Source organism: Chryseobacterium bernardetii (assembly GCF_003815975.1).
Taxonomy (GTDB): domain Bacteria; phylum Bacteroidota; class Bacteroidia; order Flavobacteriales; family Weeksellaceae; genus Chryseobacterium; species Chryseobacterium bernardetii.
The window spans coordinates 2,748,765-2,766,742 of record NZ_CP033932.1; the positions used below are offsets into that span (position 1 = coordinate 2,748,765).

Consider the following 17,978-nt stretch of genomic DNA (forward strand, 5'->3'; position numbering starts at 1 on the left):
AATTCCAATTTGTTTTAACGAAGATTTTATAACCTAAACATTCAGAAATGTATTTTAAAAATGTAATAATTTGCAGCTTTGCAATATTATTCGCAGTGTCATGCAATAAAGACAAGAAAAAAAACAATCAAAAAGAAAAAGAAGTTCCCGTATTGGAAATCAAGGAAAAAGATACCTTGGTAAGCAATCAGTTTGTGACGGATATTCAGGCTAAGAAAAACGTGGAGATACGTTCCAGGATTGGGGGAATTATTCAGCATATCTATGTGAATGAAGGTCAGTTTGTTCATCAGGGACAGCCTTTATTTAAGATCAATGATGCCGAATTACAGATGGAGCTTCTAAAAGCCAATGCAGCTTTGAAACAGTCTCAGGCCGATGTCCGTATTGCTGAAGTAGAACTGAAACAGATCCAGAGTCTTCATGCTAAAAAATTTGTTGCCAATAACGAGCTGGAAATGGTGAAGGCAAAGCTTTCATCTGCTCAGGCTAAACATGCTTTTGCAGATGCAGAAAGAAGAGCAGTACTGCAGAAAATAAGTTTTACAAAGATTACTGCCCCTTTTGATGGTGTAATTGACGTGATACCTCATAAAGACGGAAGTCTGGTGGAAAACGGAACTTTACTCACAACCTTATCTCAGCTCAATGAAGTGTACGCTTATTTTTCAATTCCGGAAAACCTGTATTTTGAGCTTTTAGCCAATGATAAGATAGGAAATCATCAGAAGATTGAATTAACCCTGCCAAATGGAGTGAATTATCAGTTTAATGGAGCTTTAAAGACTGCTGAAGGAGAAATTGACAGAACTACGGGATCTATCCGGTACAAAGCTCTTTTCCCGAATCCGGACCGTCTGATTAAACATGGTACGTCAGGAAAACTGATTATTTCCGAAAATCAGGATAACGCGATTCTTATTCCGCAAAAATCAACTTTCTCTATTCAGGATAAAACCTATGTTTTTGTAGTGGATAAGAAGAATAAGGTGAAAATGACAAACATTAAGATCGGAACTACATTAAGAGATTCCTATATGGTGGAAAGCGGCCTTAAAAAGGGAGATTTAATCATTTATGAAGGTACTCAGTCCTTAAAGGATGGGGATATCATTAAAATTAAAAAGAAATATTAACCTTTCATAATCTTTAAATCAACTTATTATGGTAGAGATGTTTATAAGACGAAAGGTTCTTTCGTTGGTTATTTCTATATTATTTGTATTGCTGGGAATTATGGCGTTATTAAAGATGCCGATTACCCAGTTCCCGGATATTGTACCGCCTTCAGTAACGGTAACCGCAAAATATACCGGTGCCAATGCCGAAGTATCTGCCAATGCAGTTGCATTGCCATTGGAACGTGCCATCAACGGAGTACCGGGAATGACATATATGTCAACAGTGACTTCCAATGACGGGCTTACCCTTATCCAGGTTTTCTTTGAAGTGGGAACAGATCCTGATGTAGCGGCAGTAAACGTGCAGAACAGGGTAACAACCATTCTTGATGAACTTCCTGAAGAAGTGATCCGTGCCGGGGTAACTACTGAAAAGGAGGTGAACAGCATGCTGATGTACCTCAACATTACGAGTACAGACCCAAGTCAGGATGAACAGTTCATCTATAACTTTACGGATATTAACGTTCTTCAGGAACTGAAACGTATTGATGGAGTAGGACGTGCCGAAATCATGGGACAGAAAGAATACTCCATGAGGGTATGGCTTGATCCGCAGAAGATGGCAGCCTATAATATTTCGGCAGATGAGGTTATTACTTCGCTGCAGAAACAGAATATTTCGGCAGCACCGGGAAAAGTAGGGGAAACCTCAGGAAAAACTTCCAGCCAGCTTCAGTATGTTATCAAATATAAAGGGAAATTCTTTGAACCTAAACAATACGAAGAAGTTCCGATCAGATCAGATGTAGACGGAACAATCCTGAAACTTAAAGATATTGCCAAGGTGGAATTCGGGGCAATGAATTATGGAATGGTTTCCAAAACAGACGGAAGACCCTCTGCCTCCATCATGATGAAGCAGCGTCCGGGTTCCAACGCTTCTGAAGTAATTGAAAGTGTGAAGGCAAAAATGGAAGAATTGAAAGTCACGTCCTTCCCTCCGGGAATGGAATATAACATGGCCTATGATGTTTCCAGATTCCTTGATGCTTCTATCAGTGCGGTATTAACAACTCTTATTGAAGCCTTTATTCTGGTAGGAATCGTGGTATTTATCTTCCTTCAGGACTGGCGTTCCACATTAATTCCTGTATTGGCTGTTCCTGTTGCGTTAGTAGGAACCTTTGCCTTTATGAATATGCTGGATTTTTCAGTTAACTTATTAACACTATTTGCCCTGGTACTGGCTATCGGTATTGTGGTGGATAATGCCATTGTTGTTGTAGAAGCCGTCCATGTAAAGATGGAAGAAGGCATGAATGCTATGGATGCAACCATCAGTGCTACAAAAGAAATCGCAGGAGCAGTAGTGGCTATCACTATTGTAATGTCTGCTGTATTTATTCCGGTGGCTTTCCTGGATGGCCCGGTGGGAGTATTTTACCGCCAGTTTTCATTAACGCTGGCTATTAGTATTGTGATTTCCGGGGTAAATGCATTAACGCTTACTCCTGCATTATGTGCCATTATTTTAAAACCTCATGATCACAATAAAAAGAAAACAGTCATTGACAGGGCTTTCCAGAGCTTCAATACAGGTTTTGAGAGACTAACGAATGGCTATGTTGGGATTTTATCAAAATTTGCGACAAGGACTACTGTTACCTTTGGCTTGCTATTCCTGTTTATCGGATTAACTTTTGTGACGAGTAAGTTCCTTCCAACCGGATTTATACCGATGGAAGACCAGGGAATGGTATATGTAAGTGTAACCACTCCTCAGGGAGCAACGGTTGAAAGAACAGAAAAGGTATTGGATGAAGTAACGGTAATAGCCAAGAAAATAAACGGAGTAGAAAACGTGACAACTTTGGCTGGATACAGTATTGTAACGGAAATCGCCGGCTCATCTTACGGAATGGCGATGATTAACCTTAAAGACTGGAAAGAAAGATCTATTTCAGTTGACGAGCTGATTACAGAACTATCAGAGAAAACAAAAGGAATTGCCGATGCCCAGATCGAAATCTTTGCTCCACCCACCGTTCCGGGATTCGGAAATACAAGCGGTTTTGAATTGCGTTTACTGGACAGAACAGGCGGATCTATCGAAAATACTGATAAAATCACCAAAGACTTTGTTAAAAAACTGAATGAAGCCCCAGAGTTGCAGAATAACTTTACCAGCTTTGATGCTACATTTCCGCAATACATGATTAATGTAGATTATGATATGGCTGCAAAGAAAGGAGTATCTGTAGACAATGCCATGTCCACATTACAAACGATGCTGGGCTCTTATTATGCAACCAATTTTATCCGTTTCAGCCAGATGTATAAAGTAATGGTTCAGGCAAGTCCGGAACACAGGGATACTCCTGAAAGTATTTTGAATTTATACCTGAAAAACGATAAAGGGGAAATAGTTCCATTTTCAACATTTATCACCATTGAAAAAGTATATGGGCCTGAAGTATTAACGAGGTACAATATGTATATGTCAGCTATGATTAACGGAGAACCCGCAGAAGGTTACAGTTCTGGGGATGCTATTGCAGCTGTAGAACGTGTAGCTAAAGAAAGCCTTCCGAGAGGTTTTGATATTGAATGGTCGGGGATGACAAGAGAAGAAATCTTATCAGGAAATCAGACCGTATATATTTTCCTGATCTGTTTGCTTTTCGTATATCTGTTATTAGCGGCTCAATATGAGAGCTTCCTTCTTCCGATGCCTGTACTATTGAGTCTTCCAACAGGAATTTTTGGTTCTTATATCGCATTGGTAATGGCCGGATTGGATAATAATATCTATGCACAGGTAGCTTTAGTCATGCTGATCGGGCTTTTAGCAAAAAATGCAATTCTTATCGTAGAATTTGCCGTAGCCAGAAATAAACAGGGCTATGATATTATTCCCGCAGCTATTGAAGGAGCAAGGCAGCGTCTTAGACCTATTCTGATGACCTCATTTGCTTTTGTAGCAGGGTTGATTCCATTATGCATTGCATCAGGAGCTGGAGCCATCGGTAACCGTTCCATTGGTACGGCAGCAGCAGGAGGAATGCTTATAGGAACTGTTTTCGGACTGGTCATAATTCCGGGGCTGTATATATTCTTTGCAAAACTTGAAAATAAGAAGAAAGATGAAAAGATTAAATCATAAATATATATTATACGGTATAGCTGCCTTAAGCTTGGTTTCATGTGCTGTTCCAAAGGTTGCTGATATTAAAAAAGCTCAGACGCTTCCGGAAATACCGGCCAGAGCAGCCAGCTCGGAAGAATTTCAGCAATTGAACCTGAAAGCCTATTTTACCGATGCACACCTGCTTGAGCTTTTTGATAAAGTGGTACAGGCTAATCCGGATTTTCAGATCGCACAGCAGAGAGTGGAAATTGCCAACAGTTTCTTGCAGAGATCAAAGATGGATCTTTTGCCTTCCCTTGAAGTAGGGGCAGAAGCCACAGGAAACCGCTATGGAAAATATACGATGGAGGGAGTGGGGAACTATGACACCAATCTTTCCCCCAATATCACGGAAGAACAGAAGATCAACCGTGATTTTACTCCTAATTATTGGCTTGGAGCAAGAAGCAGCTGGGAAATTGATGCATGGGGCAAGCTAAAGAACAAGAAAATTGCTGCCCAGAAGAAATATCTGGCCTCTACAGAAGGATTGCGATTGCTTCAGGTAGAGCTTTTCACAGATATTGCGAACCTTTATTATCAGCTGGTAGCCTTAGATAACCGCCTGGCAATTTATCAGAAGAACTATAACCTTCAGCAGAGAGCCTTTGAAATTGTCCTGGCTCAACGTGAAGTGGGAAAAGCAACAGAACTTGCAGTACAACAGTTCAAAGCTCAGAATAACAACTGGCTGGCAGAAATAGAGCATATTAAAGTTGAAATTGTAACTGTTGAACAGGCTATTACAACTTTAACGGGAAGTTATGGTGGAGAGGTAAAACGTGGTAAAACGCTAATGCCTACCAATATGGACGTTTTAAACAAAACTATCAATGTAGAAGCAGTTATCCATGCGAGGCCGGATGTGGCAGCCAATTATTATGTGTTGGAAGCTTCGCAGGCAGATGCAAAGGCTGCAAGAGCTGCTTTTTATCCTAAAATTGACCTTGGAGCCGGAATAGGGATAAATTCTTTCTCTGTAGAAACACTTTTCAAACCAAGTTCATTGGCAGGACAGCTATTAGGTGGATTAATGGTTCCTGTTTTTAATAAGGGCCAGCTGAAATATGAGTTTAAAGTTGCCAGTAAAGAACAGGAGATTGCTTTTTTAAATTATCAGAAGAGCATTACCACAGCTTTCAATGAATTGCAGTCTATTTTGAAACAGACTAGGATCTATGAAAGGGTTTTAAAATTAAAATCAGAAGAAGTAGGCTTTCTGGACCGTGGGGTTGAGGTTTCCAATGATTTGTATCTGACAGGGTACGCGAATTATTTTGAACTGATTAACTCACAGAAAAGTAAACTGACGGCTGAACTTGATCTGTTACAGTTCCAGCATCAGAATACCAGAAATAATGTTCTTTTGTTTAAAGCCTTAGGAGGAAACCTGAATTAGAAATAAGCAGAATTTTTTCGGTTTTTTGAACCGGTCATTTTATTTTTACGATGAAAAAGGGGCTGTCTCGGTGTGAGGCAGCTTCTTTTTGATTCTGATGATTATTGATAAAAAAAGAGACCATCATTAAGACGGTCTCTGTATAGTTTAAAAACATATCTGCAAAACACTGCAGAATATGTTGATCTTATTTAACAATCTGGATCTCAACTGCAGAAAATCCTTTCGGAGATTTTTCTTTCTCAAAAGAAACTTTGTTTCCTTTCTTTACGGGTTCTGCACAGTTGTTATTGTGGAAGAAGATATTTTCTTTGGTGTTATCTTCAGTAATGAAACCATATCCTTTTTCGCTAAGGAAGGTAACAATCCCTGTTTTTCTTGGATCTTCCTCAATAATAGGAGCTGCCCCCAACTGAATGTCATCAAGATTTACTTCCTGTCTTTGTTCTGGCGGAGTAGATGTTAATCTTCCGAATTCATCTACGTACATGAAGACATCCTCCATGTCCTTACCTTTGTTGTTGTTCGTTTTACGTTCTTCGCGTCTTAGCGCTTTTTCTTTTTGCTTTTGAATTTTTTTCTTGAAATTTTCCTTTTTAGAAAAAGAATCTGCCATAAATTATTTTTAGTATTTAGTTTCTATTAATTGTATTGTTCACTCCGGCCTGTCTTAGACCTTAAAGCCCGTCGATGTTTCCTGTTCTGGGTTTCCTAATCATACAGAGCTTTAAAATTCCGACAAGTATTGTTCTGGGTAGAAGAATAAAAGTTAAAAATATGGCTGCTCAAAAAGCAAAGACTGAATACGTATATTCTGAGTCGTTACAGAAAACAAAGTAGTGACTTTGGTTAATAATATGCAAATATACAATAATAAAATGAATAAAACTGTTTTTAAATGATTGATTATCAGAAATGGTTTTATCCGTATGTTCTTATTTACAGAGGGATAAAGCAGCCTTGAATATTTTTCACAAAAAATCCCCAGTAAGCTGAGGATTAAAAAAAATATATTAAGAATGAAATGGTGTGTGTTAATACGGGTGGGAGAGCATCAAATGCTGTGCCTAAAATTCACTTAAGCTGGAAAAGTTAAGCATGTGTTTAATTAAATAAACAGGATGTAAACTCTATCTGCTTGGAAGATAACAGGATATTGGAATTAATATGTTTATATAAATTTTTAATATTTTTTCATCCCAAAAACTCAGCCTCCTCCGAAACTTTAGTTAAATTCCCGAAAATTTCACCATGTTGAGACCACTTTTATTATTCATCTTTGCTTCATCAACAATTAAAAATTAAAAATAATGTCAACACAAGATGTAAACGGAAAAGTTGTTTTAATTGCCGGAGGAGGTAAAAACCTTGGCGGATTATTAAGCAGAGATTTTGCTGCAAAAGGAGCTAAACTGGCTATACATTACAATAGTGAAAGTTCCAGAGCAGAAAGTGAAAAAACGCTGGCCGAAGTTCAGGCATTGGGAGCTGAAGCATTTTTATTTCAGGGAGATCTTACCAAAGTAGATAATATTGCCAAGTTTTTTGATGAAACTATTTCCCGTTTTGGCGGAGTGGATATTGCGATCAATACGGTAGGAATGGTACTGAAAAAGCCATTTTCAGAAACTACAGAAGCAGAATATGATACCATGTTTAATGTGAATTCAAAATCAGCATATTTCTTTTTACAGGAAGCGGGTAAAAAGATAAATAACCACGGGAAGATCTGTACCATTGTAACTTCACTACTGGCTGCCTATACAGGATTGTATTCCACTTATGCGGGAGCAAAAGCACCGGTAGAGCATTTTACAAGAGCTGCCTCTAAAGAGTTTGGAGCCAGAGGAATTTCCGTAACGGCTGTAGCGCCCGGTCCAATGGATACTCCGTTCTTCTATGGGCAGGAAACAGATGATGCCGTAGCTTATCACAAATCAGCATCTGCATTGGGCGGACTTACCGATATCAAGGACATCGCTCCATTGGTAGAGTTCCTGGTAACTGACGGTTGGTGGATCACCGGACAAACAATTTTTGCCAATGGCGGTTATACAACAAGATAATCTGAAACGTATTTAAAAAAAAACTCACTGAAAACAACTTTCAGTGAGTTTTTTATTTATTTTTGGAAAGAATTATACTGTTTTCATCTTTCCTTTTTCCAATACGCTTTTGATAATGAAGAAAAGTCCCAGAAGAACAAATGGAATACTTAAAAGCTGTCCCATATTTAGGCTCATTCCATGTTCAAATTCTACCTGGTCTACCTTTATAAACTCAATCAGGATTCTCATGATAAAGATTAAAAGAATACTGATTCCGAAATAAAATCCTTTCCCGATCCTGAAGATATCTTTCTTGTAAATAAGATAGACAAGGAGGAATATAATAAAATAAGAAATTGCCTCATAAAGCTGTGCAGGATGTCTCGGAAGATTATCTACCTGACGAAAAATAAAAGCCCATGGAACATTAGTAGGGGTTCCGATGATTTCCGAATTCATAAGATTGGCAAGCCTGATAAAAACACCTCCCAATGGTAATACAATCGCGATAGCATCTAATACCGTCATTAATGAAATTTTAAACTTCCTGGAATAGATCAGCAGCATAATCATCAGTCCAATTCCGCCTCCATGGCTTGCAAGTCCTGCATAACCGGTAAAGTGGTAAGCACCATCCGGACCTCTCTGGATCGGTAGGAAAATTTCTAACGGATGCTGGGAATAATAATCGAAATCATAAAAGATACAATGTCCTAATCTTGCACCGGCTAATATTCCGATAAGCGCATATGAAAACAGGGCATCATGCGCCTGTACACTTAATTTTTCTTTTTTATAGATGCTTTTTAAAATGTTAAAACATAATACAAGTCCTGAAAGGAACAGCAGGCCATAGTATTTAATAGGAACACCTAAAATATTGACGATTTCGGGATTCACATCCCAGTTGATATATAATAAACTCATTGATATTGTTATCGGATTTTACGGATGCAAAGATAAGAAAATAGGATTTTCTCGTGAAAACAGGGCATCTGCTAAGTCCTATGACCTGAGTCATAAAGTTTTAAAGTCATGTTTTCTACTTTTGATATCACACACCACAAAATTTATTATATGAAATCTATTGTAACATTCACCCTACTGGCAAGCTTTTTTGTAGTCAGCTGCAAAAAAGAGCCTCAGGCCCAACGGACGAATACGGATACCATCATGGCTTCCGACAGCCTCACTTCCGGCTCAGCCCAGATCTCACCGGATTCAGCAGATAATACAGCTACTGTAGACAGCACATCCTATGATGTGGATTCTATTAAAAAAAGCAGAAAGCAACATATTTCAGAAAAGGTGGGGTAACCTTTTTCGAAAAACATCAATAACCTGTTGAAGACATACATCAGGAGTACGCATCATTCATTAATCCATAATAATACTGTTATGGCAGATATTGCATTATTTAAAGAAACCGGGATACAGATTACCTTATTGCTCACATTAATGGTTATTATAGCCGGGCTTATCGTTGTGGTTCTTAAATTTTTATCTATTTATGGTAAAATATTAAAGCGAAAAGAATCCGCTGAGGTTAAAAAAGAAATAGAACATCTTTCTCCCGAAGAGATTGCGGCTTATGAACAGAGGGAAAAAGAATTGAACTTTACGCCCCCTGAAAATGACCTGTCGGGGACTTTACCTCCTGCAGATACCAAAGGAGTTATTCAGAATATAAATTCAGTAGAAGAATTAAGGGTATTTCCTACTAAAAGAAGGACATCTTCCTTCCGGAAATATATCTCTCCTGAGTTGAGCCGGCTTATTCTTTATTTCCTGGGGACCGCTATTTTCTGGCTGGTTCTGGGAACAACTTTTGGCTTGTATGCAGGTATTAAGCTTGTAGCTCCGGATGTTGAGCATACAAGTTGGTTCAGCTATGGAAGGCTGAGACCTGGTCACACCAATGCAGTATTCTGGGGATGGGCATCATTGGCAATGTTAGGATTAGCACACTATGTCATTCCCAGGGTAAGTAATGTTGAAAAATTTAATATCAGGCAAGGGTATGCCTCTCTTATTTTAGTGAATTTGGCAGTTCTTACAGGAACAATAAGTGTTCTTTCCGGTGTAAATAACGGAGGAGGGAAATACAGGGAATATATCTGGCCTATTATGATAACCTTCGGAATTGGGGTTGCTCTTTCACTGCATAATTTTTTTAAGCCTATTGTTCATCGGACTACCAAAGAAATTTACCTTTCCAATTGGTATATTGTATCCGGAACAATGTTTATTGTTCTCGTTATAGTGATTGCCTATATCCCGATATGGCAGGATGGTGTTGGAGAAACCATTATTCAGGGGTATTATATGCATCAGGCAATAGGAATGTGGTTCATGATGATTAATCTTGGATTAATGTATTGTTTTCTTCCCCAACAGCTCAATAAACCTATTTATTCATATAGTTTAGGTGTGCTGGCATTTTGGACTCATACCTTATTTTATACATTAATTGGGACTCATCATTTTATTTTCAGTGCTATTCCCTGGCGGCTGCAGACAACGGCAATTATTGCAAGCGTCGGGATGTTAATCCCTGTAGCAGCAGGAACAGCTAATTTTCTTCTGACATTTAACGGAGCCTGGTATCAGCTTAAGACAAGCTATACACTTCCTTTCTATTTTATGTCTATCATATTTTATTTCACAGGATCATTTCAGGGAACCGTGGAAGCATTCAGATATACCAATCTGCTTTGGCATTTTACAGATTTCACAGTTGCCCATTCCCACCTTACGATGTATGGGATCATTACTTTCATGCTTTGGGGGTTTACGTATACATTAGTACCAAAGCTTACCGGAAAAGAACCTCCTAAAATATGGGTAGGAATTCACTTCTGGCTGGCTCTGATAGGATTACTGTTTTATGTTATTTCTCTGATGATTGGCGGAACACAGACCGGGCAGCTTTGGATTAAGAAAAAACCTTTCATAGAAGGAGTAATCAATATGGCTCCTTTCTGGTTATGGAGGGCTATCGGTGGATCTCTGATGTGGGTTTCTCATCTCATTTTTGCCTATAATTTTTATAACATGGTGAAAAAGAGTGACGAAATAAAAGTTCCGAAAACTCCTGCACAAATTTTAGCAGCTAAAAAGCAATTCGGGAATACTGAGTTTAATACTTAAAATTTAACAAAATGATATTTTTAAATGATCATAGGATTCTTTTTGGGTCAGCACTCTGTCTTTTTGTTTTCCTGACACTTTATATTGCTGTTTTGCCGGCTTTGGACAATCAACGTATTAATAAGCCGCTGCCGAAACAGTCCAGAATGCTTACCAAAGAAGAAAAAGCAGGAAAAATGGTTTACATCGCGAATGGGTGTATAGCATGCCATACCCAACAGGTAAGAAATGTAGAAATGGATAATGTTTTTGGGAAAAGACCAAGTATTCCTGCTGATTTTGCCATTAATACAAGAACTGATTTTTGGAGAAATACTGCTAATCTGATGGGAACGCAGAGAACAGGGCCGGATCTTACCAATATCGGAGAGCGGCAGCCTAGTGCAGAGTGGCACCTGATTCATTTGTACCAGCCAAGAGCAGCTGTAGAGCAATCTGTTATGCCTGCTTATCCGTGGCTTTTCATAGAGCGTGATTATCTTCAGCCGGGGGATATAGAAGTAAAGGTCCCCGAGAAGTTTATCAAAAATAAGTCAAAGAAAATTGTTGCAGGCCCTGATGCACTTTTGCTGGTAGCCTATTTAAAATCGCTGAAGCAGACAGATTATACTGATAAATCTATTGTACCCGCTTTTTTATACAAACAGAAAAAAGAAGAAGGAGCAGCACAAGGCGGGGGAAATTCAAATTTGCCCGATGGGGAAGCACTTTTTACAGCTAACTGTGCAAGCTGCCATCAAGCCAATGGGGAAGGAGTTCCCGGGGCTTTCCCTCCTCTGAAGGGAAGCCCCGTAGTAACAGGCGGCGACCTGGAGCTATATGTTACCATCATCATGAAGGGATATGACCCAAGGCCGGAATTTGCTACTATGCCGGCTGTAGGAACCAATGCCAATTTTACACCTGAAGATGTAACAGCAATTATGAATCATGAAAGATCAAGCTGGGGGAATAACGCAAAAAAAGTGACCGTGGAAGAAGTAAAAACAATAATGGATAAAATAAAATAACAATGAAAAGCCTTTTAAAAAATATAACCGTATTGGCTGGTGTACTCTTTAGTGTGTATGCATATGCCTGTGATGCTTGTAAACTTCAACAGCCCAAAGTGACGAGAAATTTTACCCACGGAACTGGCCCTGAAAGTAATTGGGACTGGTTTATTGTGGGCGTTGTCATATTGATAACTGTGCTTGCTTTTGTACTTTCTGCCAAATACCTTATTAAGCCGGGAGAGAAAGATAAAAACCATATCAAGTATTCTCTGTTTTCAGGTGAAAATTGAATATCATGACAAAAGATAGAAGTAAAGTTTTTTTGTTTATTGACGATGATCCGGCTCCCATTGCTGAGCTGGAAACTCCAATTGTCTTTGATCTGGATACTAAAAAAATGACAGATGGCGAGCATATCCTCAGAATAGTAAGCCATTCACCTTCCGGAAGAGAAGGAATAAGAAAAATCCATTTTACTGTAGCCAACGGCCCGGCTATCAGAATAGAAGGACTTAAAAATAAAGATGTGGTAGACGGAACACTTTCCTTAATGATTAATGCTTATGATAAAGGAAATCAGAAGAGCTTTTTGATTAATGGAAGTGAAACGCCGCAGACTATTCCGTTCTGGATATGGATCATTGTTATTGTATTTGCAGCGTGGGCAATTTATTACGAAATAACAAGTTACAATGTTCAGTAATTGTCATACCCAATGAAATTTTCATTGGTATAAAATAATGAAGAGGGAACTTAAAAAAGACAATATGATTATTAATGATAAGATTTTAAGTTCTGCAGGTGCAGAAATAAAAGAATACAGTCAGGGAGAATTTATTTTTCATGAAGGAGCCAGTCCGTTATACTATTATCAGATTATTAAAGGTAAAGTAAAACTTAATAACAGTAATGAAGATGGTAAAGAATTTATTCAGAATATATTATCAGAAGGGCAAAGTATAGGAGATTCTTTACTTTTTCTGGAACGCTCTTATCCCATGGATGCTATAGCGCTTACGGAATGTACGGTGTTAAGGTTATGTAAAAATAATTTTTTCAGTATGCTCAGGCTTTATCCTCATTTGTATCTTAATGTATGTAAGGCAATGTCCGGTTCCTTATACTATCAGTACATTATGATGCAGAAAAATTCATCCCTGCATCCTGCCGAACGCCTGATGGGAATAATGGTTTATCTTAAAAGTTTTCAGAAAGAAAAAGAACCCTTTTCTTTTAAAATACCCTTTACCCGGCAACAACTGGCTAATCTCACCGGTATTTGTGTAGAGACCGCCATCCGCACCATAAAATTTATGGAAAGAGAAAATATAGTGAAAATTAAAAACAGAAAGATATTCTTTTAATTAGTATGATTAATGTTAGACAAGTCGTACGGATCATTTTCGTATGACTTGTTTTTAAAGCATGTGTAATAAAAAATCAATTCGTATGAAAAAAAACTTTTTTGACAGATTTGCTGATTGGGCAGCTTATTTTACCGGCAGCCCATGGGCATTCTTAGGTGCGGCAGCGTTGGTTTTGATATGGGCGGCTACAGGTCCGCTTTTCCGTTTTTCAGAAACATGGCAGATGATCATCAATACAGGAACAACAATCATTACATTTTTAATGGTTTTTCTGATCCAGAAAGCACAGAATAAAGATTCGAAAGCTATTCAGATCAAGTTAAATGAACTGATTGCAGCAAGTAAAAAAGCAAGCAACCGCATTGTGGATATTGAGGATCTTACGGAAGAAGAACTGGACCAGCTGCACAAGTTTTATGAAAACCTCGGAAAACAGCGTGAAAAGAAATCTGTGCCTGATAGCGAATATCAGAAGAGATAAACTCTAACCGTAGGTATAAGTAATTATTGGTTTAAAAATAAAAGATATGAACGGAGTTATTATCCAGTTTTTTCATTGGTATCATCCAGGCAATCTCTGGCTCGAGTTTATAGAAAAAGCAACGGATTTAAAAGAAATGGGCTTTTCTGCAGTCTGGTTTCCTCCTGCCTCCAAATGCGTATTAGGTGTGGACGGGAGGGGGTATGATGTGTACGATCATTATGATCTCGGGGAATTTGATCAGAAAGGAAGTATTGCCACCAGATACGGAACCAGGGAAGAATATATCAGGGCTATAGAAAAAGCGCATGAACTGGGAATGTCTGTTTATGCAGATATTGTTTTGAACCACAGAATGGGTGGTGATGAAAAAGAACAGATCATTGTACATCAGGTAAAGGAAGAAAACAGGAATGAGATAATTGGAGAGCCTTTTTCCGCATTGGCATTCACAAGATTTACTTTTCCGGGAAGAAAGAAAAAATATTCAGAATTTATTTGGGATTACCAGTGCTTCAGCGGAATTGATAGTATTCATCAAGGAGATAAAGAAATAAAAGGTGTTTTTAAAATCTATAATGAATATGGACAGGATTGGAATTCATCAGTAAGCAGCCAGTTCGGAAATTATGATTATCTAATGGGGAATGATATAGAATACCGTAATCCCTATGTTGTGCAGGAAATGAAAGACTGGATCAGATGGTATATTGAAACAACCAATATTGACGGGCTTCGTCTGGATGCCCTTAAGCACATTTCATCTGAATTTTTAAAAGATTGGATCTCCTATATTAAAGCAGAAGTGAAAGATTGCTTTATGATAGGAGAATTCTGGAAAGATAAAGTAGAAAAAATCTCTGATTTCTCTGATGAGATGGATGATCTCATTTCTTTTTTTGATGTGCCGCTTCACTATAACTTTTTTCAGGCTTCCAAAGAAGGAAAGAACTATGACATGAGAAACATCGTAAAAAATACTTTCCTGGAATGGAAACCCATGTCCTCCGTTTCTTTTGTTGAAAATCATGACACGCAAAAACTCCAGGCATTGGAATCTGCGGTGAAAGACTGGTTCAAGCCTATTGCATATACCATTATCCTGATGTCTGAAAATGCCTATCCGTGTGTTTTCTATCCCGATCTTTTTGGAGTGGAATATGTAGAAATACAAGATAACAAAGAAATAAAGATCGTGATGCCAAAAGTAAGTATCCTTACCAGGTTATTAGAGGCTAGAAAACGGTTTGCCTATGGTGAACAGATCAGTTATTTTGATCATCCCAATTGCATAGCGTGGCTCCGGAAGGGAGATGAGGTACATCAGAAATGTATTGTTATGATCTCTAATAATGAAGAAGGAAATAAAGAAATTGAAGTGGATATTGCCCTGAAGGGTTCCGTATTTTATGATTTTTTGCAGAATAGGAAAGAAGAAGTTGTTCTGGATGAAAACGGGAAAGGAATTTTTTATGTAGCAGAAAGATCATCAAGTATCTGGGTAATGAAGTAAGTTATAATGCATTTATTATGAAAACAGATAAAATACTACCTTACAGCCAGCTTTTTTACTATCTGCTTACTGCAATATGGCCATTTGTTCACCTTGAAAGTTTTTTTGCAGTCACAGGACCTAAAACCGATATATGGCTTGTAAAAACAGTAAGTCTCCTGCTCTTTCCTTATACCTTTCTTATTCTGTATATCATGCATGTAAGATATAGTCCTCTGATTACAGTAACCATTATATTGGGCTGTCTGGGACTGGCAGGTATTGATCTTTATTATTATCTGAAAGGGGTTATTCGGTGGGTTTATCTTATAGACTTCATCCTGGAATTAATTTTTGTAATGTACTGGATATTTTATATTAAAATGAATACAAAAAAATAATTTTCAGCTTTCTTATCTTTGTGATAAACTGATTATTATGAACCAACTGTTGATCTCACTTACAACTACTTTTTTAATACTGGGTAATTTTCTTTATTCACAGAAAGCAACTCTTCAGCCATCCGTCAAATGCCATATTTACCTGACATTTGACGATGGTCCGCTTAACGGAAGTGAAAACATCAATGATATTGTACTGAAGGAGAAAATCAAGATCAGTGTTTTCATGGTAGGAGAGCATGTGATTAAAGATAAACAGATGGATACCTATGCAAAATATTATGATGAGAATCCATATATTGATGAATATAACCATAGTTTCACCCATGCCAATAATCATTATGAAGCATTTTATAATAATGTAGGCAAATCCGTTAAGGACATCGTTTATAATCAGAGTGTATTAAAATTGCCCTATAAGATCGTACGCCTTCCGGGAAGGAATATCTGGAGACTGGATGGAAGGTCAAAGAATGATGTTACCAATGGAATACAGACAGCAGACCAGTTAGCAGCTTTAGGTTATAAAGTGGTTGGCTGGGATGTGGAATGGCAGCATCGTCCGGCTGATGGGACACCTGTCCAGACCGTCAATGAAATGTATACTTCCGTTCAGAAATTTTGCAGTTCAGACAAGACATTTACAAAAAACAATGTGGTTATATTACTCCACGATGAAATGTTCCAGAAAAGCTGGGAAGAATCGGAATTAAAAGGATTAATTGATCTCCTGAGGGCAAACCCCGGTTTTAGTTTTGAACAAATGAGGTTTTATCCGCAATAGAATATAATTAAAAATGATTCTTGATGAATATTTTATACCTTTAATGTGAGCTTTATACTTTATTAAATTCCAGATTCCAAGCTTAATCATAGCTTAATCAATAAAATATTCTTGATATGCATCATCAACTTGAAAAGCATTATATAAACAGGGCGGGCTGGCTTCGGGCTGCCGTATTGGGAGCAAATGACGGATTGTTGTCTACAACTAGTATTGTTATTGGAATTGCTGCAGCAGAACCGGAAAGACATATCATTATTCTGGCTGCTCTTGCCGGAATGATTGCAGGAGCAATGTCTATGGCGGCCGGAGAATATGTATCGGTAAGTTCACAAGAAGATACAGAAAAGGCAGACCTGATCCGCGAACAGCGTGAACTAGAAGAAATGCCGGAAATAGACTGAGAGAACTTGCCAAAGTGTATGAAAAAAGAGGCTGTACAAAAGAAACAGCAATGCAGGTCGCAATTGAACTTACCCAACATGATGCATTGGGAGCCCATGCCCGGGATGAATTGGGGATAAACGAAATAACACAGGCTAAGCCTTTGCAGGCAGCGATGGCATCTTTCAGTTCTTTTGCTGTGGGAGCATTGTTGCCGTTTACGGTTTCCCTTGTGGCTCCCCTTAAGCAAATGGTATACTTCCAATATGGGTTTGCGATCGTATTTTTGATGCTTTTAGGGGCAATTTCTGCCAAAGCAGGAGGTTCCGGTATAAAAATAGCTGTATTGAGAATCTGTTTCTGGGGAACCGTTGCCATGGGAATTACAGCACTTGTAGGACATGTCTTCGGAGTTAATGTTTCGTGAAAACTATGCTTAATTTTATGTGATACAGACATTGTATCCAGGGGTAATACACTATTGGTTTTTGCTTTATTCAGGGTAATGTGTTGGTTTACAGCTGATAGATCGCCTAACAAGTGTTAGTCGTAAAAGTACTACACTTTTTCACATTTATGCATGAATTGTATGTTGTTTCGCTTAATACTTCTAAATTTGGTGATATAACAAACATCAAATCACAAAATATTAACGGTTAAAATTTACAATCATGGCAGAAAGAAATTCAAGAGGAATTTTAAAATTCAACAACGGAGAAGGACAAAAATTATTAAAGCTGAATTATAGTGTATCAAGAGCAACAGACGTATCCGGACGTGTAGCATCAGATCCTTCCAATGCATTGATCAAAATTACAGTAGAAGCTACTGAAAAGTCAGACATCCTGGAAAGTTTACTGAACGGAAAGTATAAGCCTACTGTAGGAGAAGTTACTTTCAACAAATCCCACGAAGAAGGAACTTTAACAACATTGAAGTGGACAAACGGTTATGTTATCCAGCATGAAGTAGATTTCGATGCGGTAGATGAAAACAGTATGTACATCAGTTTTGTAGTAAGTGCAGAGCAAATTGATCTTGGAAATTCTTCTTATGACGGAGGATGGCCTTCGTCTCAAGGATAAATTTGTTAATGATCGCACAGGTATAAAACAGAATGGTACATCAGGATGCTGTTCTGTTTTTTTGTCAACACTCACCTGTAA

At 38.1% G+C, this 17,978-nt stretch carries 17 protein-coding genes and 1 pseudogene; 16 read left to right on the forward strand and 2 right to left on the reverse strand.

The window, feature by feature from the left end; genetic code table 11:
- Positions 1-47: 47 nt before the first annotated feature.
- The 3 genes from EG339_RS12665 to EG339_RS12675 are packed head-to-tail and all read left to right on the forward strand — an operon-like array spanning position 48 to position 5,710.
- Positions 48-1,136 (forward strand): efflux RND transporter periplasmic adaptor subunit, encoded by a 1,089-nt coding sequence (locus EG339_RS12665; RefSeq protein ID WP_123870360.1) that lies wholly within the window; start codon positions 48-50, stop codon positions 1,134-1,136.
- Positions 1,137-1,164: 28 nt separating this feature from the next.
- The gene (locus tag EG339_RS12670; protein ID WP_123870361.1) at positions 1,165-4,287 is read left to right on the forward strand and encodes an efflux RND transporter permease subunit; all 3,123 of its coding nucleotides are present in this window, start codon (positions 1,165-1,167) and stop codon (positions 4,285-4,287) included.
- Positions 4,268-5,710: an efflux transporter outer membrane subunit gene (locus EG339_RS12675; RefSeq protein ID WP_123870362.1), complete on the forward strand. Its 1,443-nt coding sequence runs from the start codon at positions 4,268-4,270 to the stop codon at positions 5,708-5,710. Before EG339_RS12670 ends, EG339_RS12675 begins: the two co-directional genes overlap by 20 nt.
- A gap of 187 nt (positions 5,711-5,897) precedes the next feature.
- On the opposite strand, the gene EG339_RS12680 is transcribed toward EG339_RS12675, so the two are convergent.
- Positions 5,898-6,326, reverse strand: a complete 429-nt coding sequence (locus EG339_RS12680) for a cold shock domain-containing protein (RefSeq protein ID WP_065396973.1) — start codon at positions 6,324-6,326, stop codon at positions 5,898-5,900.
- A gap of 694 nt (positions 6,327-7,020) precedes the next feature.
- Here EG339_RS12680 and EG339_RS12685 point away from each other — a divergent pair.
- On the forward strand, positions 7,021-7,776 hold the full coding sequence (locus EG339_RS12685) for an SDR family oxidoreductase (protein WP_123870363.1): 756 nt from the start codon (positions 7,021-7,023) through the stop codon (positions 7,774-7,776).
- A gap of 72 nt (positions 7,777-7,848) precedes the next feature.
- Here EG339_RS12685 and lgt read toward each other — a convergent pair whose 3' ends face one another.
- On the reverse strand, positions 7,849-8,685 hold the full coding sequence (gene lgt / locus EG339_RS12690) for a prolipoprotein diacylglyceryl transferase (RefSeq protein WP_123870364.1): 837 nt from the start codon (positions 8,683-8,685) through the stop codon (positions 7,849-7,851).
- A 150-nt stretch (positions 8,686-8,835) separates the two neighbouring features.
- On the opposite strand from lgt, the gene EG339_RS12695 reads away from it, so the two are divergent.
- The 12 genes and pseudogenes from EG339_RS12695 to tssD all read left to right on the forward strand — a co-directional run bounded on the left by EG339_RS12695 (position 8,836) and on the right by tssD (position 17,897).
- Complete coding sequence (locus EG339_RS12695; RefSeq protein WP_123870365.1) at positions 8,836-9,075, forward strand: hypothetical protein; 240 nt, start codon at positions 8,836-8,838, stop codon at positions 9,073-9,075.
- 81 nt (positions 9,076-9,156) lie between these two features.
- Positions 9,157-10,908, forward strand: coding sequence for a cbb3-type cytochrome c oxidase subunit I (locus tag EG339_RS12700; RefSeq protein ID WP_123870366.1), 1,752 nt, complete (start codon positions 9,157-9,159; stop codon positions 10,906-10,908).
- A gap of 11 nt (positions 10,909-10,919) precedes the next feature.
- Positions 10,920-11,918: a cbb3-type cytochrome c oxidase subunit II gene (locus EG339_RS12705; RefSeq protein ID WP_123870367.1), complete on the forward strand. Its 999-nt coding sequence runs from the start codon at positions 10,920-10,922 to the stop codon at positions 11,916-11,918.
- A 2-nt stretch (positions 11,919-11,920) separates the two neighbouring features.
- Complete coding sequence (locus EG339_RS12710) at positions 11,921-12,193, forward strand: hypothetical protein (RefSeq protein WP_164466436.1); 273 nt, start codon at positions 11,921-11,923, stop codon at positions 12,191-12,193.
- A gap of 5 nt (positions 12,194-12,198) precedes the next feature.
- Complete coding sequence (locus EG339_RS12715; protein WP_123870368.1) at positions 12,199-12,606, forward strand: cytochrome C; 408 nt, start codon at positions 12,199-12,201, stop codon at positions 12,604-12,606.
- Positions 12,607-12,643: 37 nt separating this feature from the next.
- Positions 12,644-13,267, forward strand: coding sequence for a Crp/Fnr family transcriptional regulator (locus EG339_RS12720; RefSeq protein WP_123870369.1), 624 nt, complete (start codon positions 12,644-12,646; stop codon positions 13,265-13,267).
- An 85-nt stretch (positions 13,268-13,352) separates the two neighbouring features.
- Positions 13,353-13,751, forward strand: a complete 399-nt coding sequence (locus EG339_RS12725) for a low affinity iron permease family protein (protein ID WP_123870370.1) — start codon at positions 13,353-13,355, stop codon at positions 13,749-13,751.
- 46 nt (positions 13,752-13,797) lie between these two features.
- Entirely contained in the window at positions 13,798-15,264 is a 1,467-nt protein-coding gene (locus tag EG339_RS12730) for an alpha-amylase (protein WP_123870371.1), read from the forward strand.
- Positions 15,265-15,281: 17 nt separating this feature from the next.
- Positions 15,282-15,644: a hypothetical protein gene (locus EG339_RS12735; protein ID WP_123870372.1), complete on the forward strand. Its 363-nt coding sequence runs from the start codon at positions 15,282-15,284 to the stop codon at positions 15,642-15,644.
- Between the two features lie 37 nt (positions 15,645-15,681).
- On the forward strand, positions 15,682-16,428 hold the full coding sequence (locus EG339_RS12740; RefSeq protein ID WP_123870373.1) for a polysaccharide deacetylase family protein: 747 nt from the start codon (positions 15,682-15,684) through the stop codon (positions 16,426-16,428).
- Positions 16,429-16,544: 116 nt separating this feature from the next.
- Positions 16,545-17,239, forward strand: a pseudogene (locus tag EG339_RS12745) (VIT1/CCC1 transporter family protein).
- A 244-nt stretch (positions 17,240-17,483) separates the two neighbouring features.
- Positions 17,484-17,897: a type VI secretion system tube protein TssD gene (gene tssD, locus EG339_RS12750; protein ID WP_123870374.1), complete on the forward strand. Its 414-nt coding sequence runs from the start codon at positions 17,484-17,486 to the stop codon at positions 17,895-17,897.
- Positions 17,898-17,978 lie beyond the last annotated feature (81 nt).